The following is a 9,962-nucleotide window of genomic DNA, read 5'->3' on the forward strand; positions in this document are numbered from 1 at the left end:
CGCTCAAACCATTGACGGACAGCCGTCGCAAACGTAATGGCGCCGCCATGAGAACCAGAGATGCTATCATAAACAAGTTGCGTGAAGCTTTCTTTCCGGAAAGCCTCGACGTGGTCGATGAATCACATCTGCATGAGGGCCATGCCGGCCACAGGGAAGGCGGCGAAACGCACTTCAGGGTGTATATTGTGTCTCCGGCCTTCGAAGGGAAGAGCCGGATCGAACGCCATCGCATGATAAATGCGACGCTGGCGGGGGAACTCGCTTCGACCGTGCATGCGCTGGCGATCCATGCACACGCCCCCGGGGAAAAACGGGGCTAGTTCGCGCTTGCCTCACGACGCCGCGGCGAGTTTCATCTATCCAGAATGAATTCCCACCGGTGATGGACCCGCTCGATTGCGAGAGCGGCCGGCTCGGATCACATCGCCACCGATTGAAGGGGCCATTTGATGATCCCTCAGAGGGCACGATTCCGGTCATTCGCAGCCGCCACGGGCCTGCTCGTCATTTGCGCAACGCCTCCGGCCTCGGCACTGGATATGCCGAGCCCGTTCGTGCAGGAGGTGCTGATCAAGAGCATCCTGGTGTCGCTCAACGACGCGGTGGCCGCCGATAACTTCACCGTGTTCCACGCCAAGATCTCAAAGCCGTTCCGCGATCAGTTTCCGCCGGACAAGCTGCAGACGATCTTCAAGGACCTGGTCGAGAAGCACGCGGTGTTCGACGCCGTGGTCGCCAAGCCCGCCATCGCGGACGAGGACGCCAAGATCGACGACAAGGGCGTGCTGCGCCTGAAAGGCCATTTTGAGACCACGCCCAAGCAGGTGAAGTATCAGCTCGGCTTCATCCCATCCGACGGCGCCTGGAAGCTGTCGGGAATCGCGATCGATATCGAGTAGGGAGACATCCTGTGGCCGACGTGCGGTGCACCGTTCATGGTCTTCAGCAAAGAACCTTCGTCTGCCAGCACATCGCCGAAGGGCTGGTCAATCGCACTCGCGTCGGATTCTTCTGGACGCGCGAAGACCCCGACAACCCGCGACCCGACGCCTGGTGCTCGGACTGCAACAGCAGGGTCGAAGTGACGGATGGCGAATGGATCGGCGCGGCCCTGGAACATCTCCAGCCGAAGATCCTGTGCGGCGCGTGCTACGATTTCGCCAAGACCTTCCATATGGGCGGCGATCCACGGTCCTAGCGCGCGGCTCGGCAGGCCCGCCCTAGAACGCCGTCCCGGCCCGCTTCGGCTTCTTCTCCTCATGCTCGGCCGCGTCGCGCGGGACGGCGACGATGCGCAGCGCGGTGATGCGGTTGCGCTCGCGGCGGAGCACGCGGAAGCGGAAGCCGTGGAAGGTGAAGCTCTGGCCGCGCTCGGGGATCGAGCGCGCCTCGTGGATCACGAGGCCGGCGACCGTGGTCGCCTCCTCGTCGGGCAGATGCCAGTCCATCGCGCGGTTGAGATCGCGGATCGGCACCGAGCCGTCGACCACGACCGAGCCGTCCGGCTGGGCGCGGACGCCGGCGACCACGACGTCGTGCTCGTCGGAGATGTCGCCGACGATCTCCTCCAGAATGTCCTCCAGCGTCACCATGCCTTCGACCTCGCCATACTCGTCGACGACGAGAGCGAAGTGGGTCTTGCGGCGGCGGAACGCCTTCAACTGCTCGGAGACCGGGCGCATCTCCGGGACGAACCAGGGCGGCAGCGCGACGGTCGAGACATCGATCGACGACATATCGCCTTCGTTGGCGCGGATCGCGCGCAACAGGTCCTTGGCGTGCAGGACGCCGACGATGTTCTCCGGCTTCTCGCGCCACAGCGGGATGCGGGTGTATTCGCTCGCCAGCACCTCGCGCACCAGGTCCTCCGGCGGCAGGTCGGCGTTGATCATGGTCATCTCGGTGCGGTGAACCATGACATCGGACACCTGCAATTCGCGCAGATCGAGCAAGCCGCCAAACATGTCGCGGTCGTGCTTCTCGACCTTGCCCTCGTGATGCAGCAGGTCGACCGCGCCGCGCAGGCGCTCGGTCGGCGAGAGAATTGCCTGATGCGCGCCGACCTTGATGCCGAAGAGCTTCATTAGCGCGAGCACGATGGCTTCGATGATCGTGAGCAACGGCCCCAGCACGAACATGGTCAGCCGCATCGGCCGCGCCACCAGAAGCGAGATGCGGTCGGGCGCATTGATGGCAATGGTCTTCGGCAGCACCTCCGCGAACACCACGACCATGACCGTCATCACGGCGGTGGCGTAGAGCACGCCGACCTCGCCGAACCAGGCCGTGAACACGCCGGTCGCCAGCGCCGAGGCGCCGATATTGGCGATGTTGTTGCCGAGCAGAAGCGCGCCGATCAGCCGCTCGCGCATGTCGAACAGTTTCGAGACAACGCCGGCCTCGCGGTTACCCTGCTTCGACAGCCGCAGCATGCTGGCGCGCGAGGCGCCGGTCAGCGCGGTCTCGCTTGCCGCGAAGAACGCGGAGACGAACAGACAGCCCAGCACGATCGAGAACGTGAACCAGCCCAATTGATGTCATCCGGACAGAGTTTAGGCCTTAATTGTATCAAGCCTTATTGTATCAAGCCTCGGCCAGTTTCGCCTGCAGGAAGTCGCGCACCAGCGACGGCTCGACATTGTTGGCGATCACGGCGCGGCCGATCGCCTCCAGCAAGATGAAGGTGAGCTTGCCACGCTTGACCTTTTTGTCCTGCGCCATCAGCGCCAACAGGGCATCGGCGTCCGCCAGGCCTTCCTGGGCGAAGCCGGCGATATCCTGCAGTCGCGTCGGCAGGCCTACCGCAGCAAGATGGCGCTCGACGCGGAGCGCGGCCTCCGGCGCGATCATGCCGAGCTGCGCCGAGAATTGCGCCGCCAGCACCATGCCGACGGAGACGCCCTCGCCATGGAACAGGCGATCGGAGAAGCCGGTCGCAGCCTCCAGCGCGTGGCCGAAGGTGTGGCCGAGATTGAGCAGCGCGCGCTCGCCGGTCTCGCGCTCGTCGCGCGAGACGATTGCGGCCTTGGCGCGGCAGGAGGTGGCGATCGCATGCTCGCGCGCTGCGCCGCCTGCGACGATGTCGGCGTGGTTCTTCTCCAGCCAGGTGAAAAAGGCCTCGTCGCCGAGGATGCCGTATTTCGCGACCTCGGCGTAACCAGCGCGGAACTGGCGCGGCGACAGCGTGTCCAGCACCGACGTGTCGGCGATCACGAGTGCCGGCTGGTGGAACGAACCGATCAGGTTCTTGCCCTGCGGGGAATTGATGCCGGTCTTGCCGCCGACCGAGGAATCGACCTGCGCCAGCAGCGAGGTCGGCACCTGCACGAAGTCGACGCCGCGGCGCAGGATCGCCGCCGCAAAGCCGGCAAGATCGCCGACCACGCCGCCGCCGAGCGCGATCACGAGATCATTGCGCTCGATCTTCGCCGCGATCAGCGCTTCGCTGACCTGCGCCAGCCCGGCATAGCTCTTCGAGCCCTCGCCCTCCTCGACGACGATTCGCGCAGTCGGAATACCGGCAGTGGCGAGCGACGCTTCGGTCGGCTCCAGCCAGTGTTTTGCAACGGTGCGGTCGGTGACGATGGCGGTGCGCACGCCGGGCCGCAGCGCGGCGACGCGGGCGCCGAGCGAGGACAGCACGTCGCGGCCGATCACGATGTCATAGGCGCGATCGCCGAGCGCGACGTCGACCGTGATGGGATCGGAATGTTTCAGAGGCGCAGTCATGGCGTAGCGTTCAATCCATCATCTGTTGGCGCAACCGCCGGGCGCGCGCCGCACAGATGCGCGTGTAGCGCCTCGAGGCATTCCTCGACGATGCGGTCATGCGGCACGTCGCGCGAGGCGATCGTGAGATCGGCATTCTGGTAGACCGGCTCGCGCTCGCTGAGCAGGCGATTGACGGTCGCCTCGGGATCGGCGGTCTGCAGCAGCGGGCGGTCGGCGCGGCGGCGGACGCGGCGCATGATGACGTCGGTATCGGCCTTGAGCCAGATCGACACCGCCTTGTTGCGGATGCGATGGCGGGTTTCCTCGCGCATGAAGGCGCCGCCGCCGGTCGCCAGCACGATCGGGCCGCCGTCGAGGATGCGGGCGATCACGCGCGCCTCGCCGTCCCGGAAATAAGGCTCGCCATGGGTCTCAAAGATGTCTGGGATCGACATGCCGGCCGCCGTCTCGATCTCGGTATCGGCGTCGGTGAAGGGCAAATGCAGCCGCGCCGCCATCCGCCGGCCGATGGTCGACTTGCCGGCCCCCATCATCCCGACCAGCACGATCGACCGCGGCCCCAGCGCGGCCGCGATATCGGCCTCCAGGGTCGGGTGGGTCGGTGCCGGTGCGGCGGTCTCGGACATCAAAAAAGCTCGGTTGATCTGACAGATTTGCCCGGGTTTCGAGCCACCTATACTACCCCCGGCATTACCGTTGCCAGCGACTCTTGCAACGGCGCGGGGAACATGTTGGATGATTCCATTGATTAATTTGCCGCCCGAGCCACCGCCATGCCCAGCCTGTTCCGCTTCCTGACGGTCGTCGCCGTGATTTTTGGGATCGGCTACGGCATCGTCTACGCGCTGGCGAACTTCGTGAACCCGAAGCCGCGGGAAATGACCGTCACCATCCCGCCGGATAAGTTCCTCAAGAAATAGGCGCTATGATCCTGGAATGCGTTCCAAGATCCCTGCCAAATCCTCCGATTCCAGCCTGATCGGCCTGTTCCTCGACATGCTCGCCGCGGAACAGGGCGCCGGCGCCAACACGCTCGACGCCTACCGGCGCGACCTCACGGATTTCTCCGAATTCCTCGGCCGCTCCGGCCAGGGCTTCGTCGGCGCCGACACCGAGGCGCTGCGCGGCTACCTCGCCGATCTCGACACCCGCGGCTTCAAGTCCTCCAGCGTGGCGCGGCGGCTGTCGGCGATGCGGCACCTCTACCGTTTCCTGCTCAACGAGCGGATCCGTGAGGACGACCCGGCCGCGATCCTGTCGGGGCCGAAGCGCGGCCGCGGCCTGCCGAAGGTGCTGTCGATCGCGGACGTCGACCGCATGCTGACGCGTGCGAAGGAGCTGACCGAGAGCGACGTCTCGCCGGCGCAGCGGCTGCGCGCGCTCCGCCTGCATTGCCTGCTCGAGGTACTCTATGCCACGGGCTTACGCGTCTCCGAGCTGGTGTCGCTGCCGCTGTCCGCCGCGCGGCGCGACGCGCGGATGATCGTGGTGCGCGGCAAGGGCGACAAGGAACGGCTGGTGCCGCTCAACGACGCCTCGCGCCAGGCGATGGCGGAGTACCTGGCGGCGATGGCGGTGATGCAGCCGGAGCGGAAGACGAGGGCCGCCCCCTCGAAATGGCTGTTTCCGTCCTTCGGCGAGAGCGGCCATCTGACCCGCCAGCATTTCGCCCGCGACCTCAAGGAACTCGCCGCGGCCTCGGGCCTCGCGCCGCGGCTGGTGTCGCCGCATGTGCTTCGCCACGCCTTCGCCAGCCATTTGCTGCACAACGGCGCCGACCTGCGCATCGTGCAGACCCTGCTCGGCCATACCGATATCTCGACCACCCAGATCTACACCCATGTGGTCGAGGAGCGGCTGAAGAGCCTGGTCCGCGACCTGCATCCGCTGGCGGAGACCTAACGCCCGCCTTGACTTCCGCGGCGTCTCCGCAGAAAGAGCGTGACCTGCCCGCGACGGGAGGCGTGCGTTCGGCCCGGATGCGCGTTAACCAATTGAAGTTACATAACTTCCCTACCCTACGCCGAAACCGCTTCGCCCCTCGCTAGGTTCCTCCCTATATTGTTTTGATGCCGGATCAGATGCGCAGCTATCTCGACTTCGAAAAACCTGTCGCCGAGCTTGAATCCAAGATCGACGAGTTGCGCACGCTCGCCGCTAGCGGCAGCGACATCGGCGACGAGGTCGCGCGGATCGAGGACAAGGCGGCGCAGGCGCTCGCCGACCTCTACGCCAATCTGACGCCGTGGCAGAAGACGCTGGTCGCGCGCCATCCGCAGCGGCCGCACTTCACCGACTTCGTCAACGCGCTGATCACCGAATTCACCCCGATGGCCGGCGACCGCAAATTCGCCGACGACGAGGCCCTGGTCGGCGGCTTCGGCCGCTTCCGCGGCGAGAGCATCTGCGTGGTCGGCCAGGAGAAGGGCGCCACCACCGAGAGCCGCATCAAGCACAATTTCGGCATGGCGCGGCCTGAAGGCTATCGCAAGGCGGTGCGGCTGATGGAGATGGCCGACCGCTTCGGTATTCCCGTGCTGTCGATCGTCGATTCCGCCGGCGCCTATCCCGGCATCGGCGCCGAGGAGCGCGGCCAGGCCGAGGCGATCGCGCGCTCGACCGATGCGTGCCTGTCGCTCGGCGTGCCCAATGTCGCGATCGTCACCGGTGAAGGCATGTCGGGCGGCGCGATTGCGATCACGACCGCTAACCGCGTCCTGATGTTCGAGCACGCGATCTACAGCGTGATCTCGCCGGAAGCGGCGTCCTCGATCCTGTGGCGCGACGGCACCAAGGCGCAGGAAGCCGCCAACAGTATGAAGATCACCGCGCAGGACATGCTGCGCTTCGGCGTGATCGACCAGATCCTGAAAGAACCCGCCGGCGGCGCCCACCGCGATGCCGCGGCCATGATCGCCACCACCGGCGACGCCATCGCCCAGGCTTTCAACGACCTACGAAATCTTGATCCGGACGCGATTCGCAAACAGCGCCGGCAGAAATTCCTCGATATCGGCCGAAAGCTCGGCTGAGGCGCCCCGAATCGACCGGATTTTTCTCCGAATTGGGGCCGTTTGGCCCCAATTAGGCCCAGACACGGGTCTTTAACTTCTATTGACCATGCCTGTACGTGACCGGTGCGTTTGGCCTGTTCAGGTTGCGAGCAGGGGGGCCGAAGGCTAATATTTTAGACAATGGCTTCAGGGCATATTCGCCGTGTTGGGGTCGCGAATTTTCCCGGTGGGTGTGGAGCTTGGACTTGATTCATCGCACGCTCGTTCGCGCGCTTCTCGCCTCGGCGGCCCTTGGGGCCGCTGTTCTGCTGTCCGGATGTGACAGCGACCAGGTCTCGCTCGCCACCAACGCCAAGGCCAACCAGCCGGTCCCGCCCAAGCTCGTCGCTGCCATGACCGAGAAGGACATGGACATGCAGTCGCCGATCCTGGTCCGCCTGTTCAAGCAGGAGGCCGAGCTCGAGGTCTGGAAGCAGACCCGCTCCGGCCAGTTCGCGCTGCTCAAGACCTATCCGATCTGCCGCTGGTCCGGCGATCTCGGCCCCAAGGTCCGCGAAGGCGACCGCCAGGCGCCGGAGGGGTTCTATTCGATCAACCCGAGCCAGATGAATCCGCAGTCGGCCTACTACCTCTCCTTCAATACCGGCTATCCCAACGCGTTCGACAAGGCGCTCGGCCGCACCGGCTCGCAGCTGATGGTGCACGGCGATTGCTCGTCGCGCGGCTGCTACGCGATGACCGACGAGCAGATCGCGGAGATCTATTCGCTCGGCCGCGAATCCTTCTTCGGCGGCCAGAAGGCGTTCCAGTTGCAGGCCTATCCGTTCCGGATGACGCCGGTGAACATGGCCAAGCACCGCAATAATCCGAACATGCCTTTCTGGAAGATGATCAAGGAAGGCTACGATCATTTCGAGGTGACGAAGCAGGAGCCGAAGGTCGATTTCTGCGAGAAGAAGTACGTCTTCGACGCGAGCAAGGCGCCGGGCGCGACGCGTGATCCCCTGTTCGACGCCGCCGCCAAGTGCCCGGCCTATGTGGTCCCCGACGAGATCGTCAATGCCGTGCGCGAGAAGCAGCAGGAAGAGGCCGCCGAGACCGCCAAGCTGGTTGCCAAGGGCACGCCGGTGGCGCGGATGAACACCGGCATCGACGGCGGCATGAACAAGATCTTCGCCTCGAAGATTCCGGAAGGTAACACCGGTCTCTCCGAAGGTGGCGACAGCCAGACGCTTGCGACGCTGGCGCTGTCGCGCGCGCCCGGCACGATCCCCGGAACGGTCAATCCGCCGAAGCCGAACCTCGCCGCACAGCCGCAGCAGGAAGAGCCTGCAGTCGCTGTGGCAACGACCTCGTCGACCGCGTCGCCGACCCGCGTCGCCTCGGCGGCCCCGGCCGATAAATCCGAAGGTTTCTTCTCGAGCTTCGCCCGCAAGGTCGGCCTCGGCGGCACCGCCGACGCGACCCCGGCGAACGCAGCACCGCCGCCTTCCCCCGCAGCGGCCAAGCCCAAGGTCGCCGAAGCCAAGCCGCAGTCGGTGGTGCGCATCGCACCCAAGACTGAGAGCAAAACTGAGACCAAGCCTGCCGAGACCAAGCAGGCCGCCGCCAAGCCGGCACTGAAGCCGTCGGTCACCGACACCGCCGCGGCCGCTCCGGCGCCTGCGTCGAGCACGAGCACCCAGCTCGCCGGCTCCGCGCCGGTCGTGCAGTCGAACTCGTTCGACAGCCGCTTCGGGGCGATGAAGTAAGCGCGGGGCTTTCACGCTCTTCCCGTTATCGTCATTGCGGGCGAAGCGAAGCAATCCATGCTTCCGCATGTGCGGGGCGATGGATTGCTTCGTCGCTTCGCTCCTCGCAATGACGGATGACATCTGATTCAATTGTCAAACAGCGTGAGGATATGCGTCCGCATTCTCGCGACGCGATGCGTCCGAGGTTTGCATCTCTTTCCGCCCTCTCAATCAGCAGAGGGCGCAGGGAAAGCCGGGTGCCGATCGCACCCATGGGTCCCGTGCAACAAAAAGCACGGGGGTAGGACCACAGGTGAAATAACCGGAAACTCCGGCTTTCCCTGCGCGATGGTTTTACGGCTTCCTTCGTGCTCTCCCCGGCGAGACGGGCTTTTTTGTCACCGTCGCCAGCAAAGACGTTTCGCGGCTTGCGAGGAGACACCAACCACTGGGGCGTCAGGACCACACGACTTCACCGTCCGCTCTGCACGCACTCGTCAGTTGCGCACTCGGCGTCCACCGCGTCTCGACCCAACACTCGTGACGATCGCGAAGCGCCCCTCAATCGGGTGAGACGGGCGGATTCATACACTGAGTTGCATTGCTAAAAAACAGAAATATTTTTGCACCGGGGGCTTGCGCCGTCGGGCAAATCAGTGATTGGCACTCATCGGCCGGCACCACGTCCGCGGCGCCGGCCGAAGGCCCGGTAGCGAATTTCGACATCAGCCGGCAAACGCCGTGGCGAGATCGGCGATCACGATCTTCTTCATCTTCAACATCGCCTGCATCGCGCGATTGGCCTTGGCGCGATCGGCATCGCCGAGGTAGCGGCCGAGCGCGGTGGGAATCACCTGCCAGGACAGGCCGAACTTGTCCTTCAGCCAGCCGCATTGTCCCTCTTCGCCGCCATCGGCGGTGAGCCGGTTCCAGAAGTAGTCCACCTCTTCCTGGGTCTCGACGCTGACGAAGAACGACACCGCCTCGTTGAACTTGTATTTCGGACCGCCGTTGAGGGCATTGAACTTCTGTCCTTCGAGTTCGAACGTCGCCATGAAATCGTTGACGGTTTCGACCTTGGCGTTGGGAAACACCGACTTGTAGAAGGCAACCGCCTGCGGGACGTTGTTGTCGAACCAGAGGAACGGCGTGATCGAGGTCATGAGGAACGTCCTTTCGATGGCTTCAAAGGGACCAGAGCCTTTGTCTTTCTCCGGTCTAGCCGGAGGACGACCGAACGGACGGAAAATCGACAAGCGTCCGCGCCTTTTTTATCCGGCCTCGCAGAATCGAAATCGGTCGACGTCTTTGCGGGCGTCAAGGCATGATGAGATTAGGCCGAACAGCGACCGCGAAGGAACTGCGCCCCCTCTCCCGCTTGCGGGGGAGGGTTGGGGTGGGGGCTCTCTCCACGAGTCCTACTGTGGAGAGAGCCCCCACCCGCCGCGCTGCGCGCGTCGACCTCCCCCGCAAGCGGGAG

General features: G+C 64.7%; 11 protein-coding genes. 7 read left to right on the forward strand and 4 right to left on the reverse strand.

Features of this window, described 5'->3' with window-relative positions; all coding sequences use genetic code 11:
- The first annotated feature begins 47 nt into the window (after nt 1-47).
- The 3 genes from ACFFWD_RS26770 to ACFFWD_RS26780 all read left to right on the forward strand — a co-directional run bounded on the left by ACFFWD_RS26770 (nt 48) and on the right by ACFFWD_RS26780 (nt 1,201).
- Nucleotides 48-323, forward strand: coding sequence for a BolA family protein (locus ACFFWD_RS26770; protein ID WP_376970432.1), 276 nt, complete (start codon nt 48-50; stop codon nt 321-323).
- Nucleotides 324-542: 219 nt separating this feature from the next.
- On the forward strand, nt 543-902 hold the full coding sequence (locus ACFFWD_RS26775) for a hypothetical protein (protein ID WP_376970248.1): 360 nt from the start codon (nt 543-545) through the stop codon (nt 900-902).
- 11 nt (nt 903-913) lie between these two features.
- Nucleotides 914-1,201 carry a hypothetical protein gene (locus tag ACFFWD_RS26780; protein WP_376970250.1) on the forward strand — a complete coding sequence of 96 codons (288 nt, stop codon included), beginning with the start codon at nt 914-916 and terminating at the stop codon, nt 1,199-1,201.
- A 22-nt stretch (nt 1,202-1,223) separates the two neighbouring features.
- On the opposite strand, the gene ACFFWD_RS26785 is transcribed toward ACFFWD_RS26780, so the two are convergent.
- The 3 genes from ACFFWD_RS26785 to ACFFWD_RS26795 are packed head-to-tail and all read right to left on the reverse strand — an operon-like array spanning nt 1,224 to nt 4,361.
- Nucleotides 1,224-2,534, reverse strand: coding sequence for an HlyC/CorC family transporter (locus ACFFWD_RS26785; RefSeq protein WP_376970252.1), 1,311 nt, complete (start codon nt 2,532-2,534; stop codon nt 1,224-1,226).
- 52 nt (nt 2,535-2,586) lie between these two features.
- The gene (gene aroB, locus ACFFWD_RS26790) at nt 2,587-3,732 is read right to left on the reverse strand and encodes a 3-dehydroquinate synthase (protein ID WP_376970254.1); all 1,146 of its coding nucleotides are present in this window, start codon (nt 3,730-3,732) and stop codon (nt 2,587-2,589) included.
- Nucleotides 3,729-4,361: a shikimate kinase gene (locus ACFFWD_RS26795; RefSeq protein ID WP_376970256.1), complete on the reverse strand. Its 633-nt coding sequence runs from the start codon at nt 4,359-4,361 to the stop codon at nt 3,729-3,731. The genes aroB and ACFFWD_RS26795 overlap by 4 nt, the downstream gene beginning before the upstream one ends.
- A 147-nt stretch (nt 4,362-4,508) precedes the next feature.
- On the opposite strand from ACFFWD_RS26795, the gene ACFFWD_RS26800 reads away from it, so the two are divergent.
- The 4 genes from ACFFWD_RS26800 (at nt 4,509) to ACFFWD_RS26815 (ending at nt 8,500) form a co-directional block, all read left to right on the forward strand.
- The gene (locus tag ACFFWD_RS26800; protein ID WP_376970258.1) at nt 4,509-4,655 is read left to right on the forward strand and encodes a histidine kinase; all 147 of its coding nucleotides are present in this window, start codon (nt 4,509-4,511) and stop codon (nt 4,653-4,655) included.
- Between the two features lie 16 nt (nt 4,656-4,671).
- Nucleotides 4,672-5,637 carry a site-specific tyrosine recombinase XerD gene (gene xerD, locus ACFFWD_RS26805; RefSeq protein ID WP_376970260.1) on the forward strand — a complete coding sequence of 322 codons (966 nt, stop codon included), beginning with the start codon at nt 4,672-4,674 and terminating at the stop codon, nt 5,635-5,637.
- Between the two features lie 167 nt (nt 5,638-5,804).
- Entirely contained in the window at nt 5,805-6,767 is a 963-nt protein-coding gene (locus tag ACFFWD_RS26810) for an acetyl-CoA carboxylase carboxyltransferase subunit alpha (protein ID WP_376970262.1), read from the forward strand.
- Nucleotides 6,768-6,994: 227 nt separating this feature from the next.
- On the forward strand, nt 6,995-8,500 hold the full coding sequence (locus tag ACFFWD_RS26815; RefSeq protein ID WP_376970264.1) for a L,D-transpeptidase family protein: 1,506 nt from the start codon (nt 6,995-6,997) through the stop codon (nt 8,498-8,500).
- A gap of 707 nt (nt 8,501-9,207) precedes the next feature.
- Here ACFFWD_RS26815 and ACFFWD_RS26820 read toward each other — a convergent pair.
- Nucleotides 9,208-9,645, reverse strand: a complete 438-nt coding sequence (locus ACFFWD_RS26820; RefSeq protein ID WP_376970266.1) for a VOC family protein — start codon at nt 9,643-9,645, stop codon at nt 9,208-9,210.
- Nucleotides 9,646-9,962 lie beyond the last annotated feature (317 nt).

Origin of the sequence: Bradyrhizobium erythrophlei, from assembly GCF_042430365.1 — a bacterium.
In the GTDB taxonomy this organism is placed as follows: domain Bacteria; phylum Pseudomonadota; class Alphaproteobacteria; order Rhizobiales; family Xanthobacteraceae; genus Bradyrhizobium; species Bradyrhizobium erythrophlei.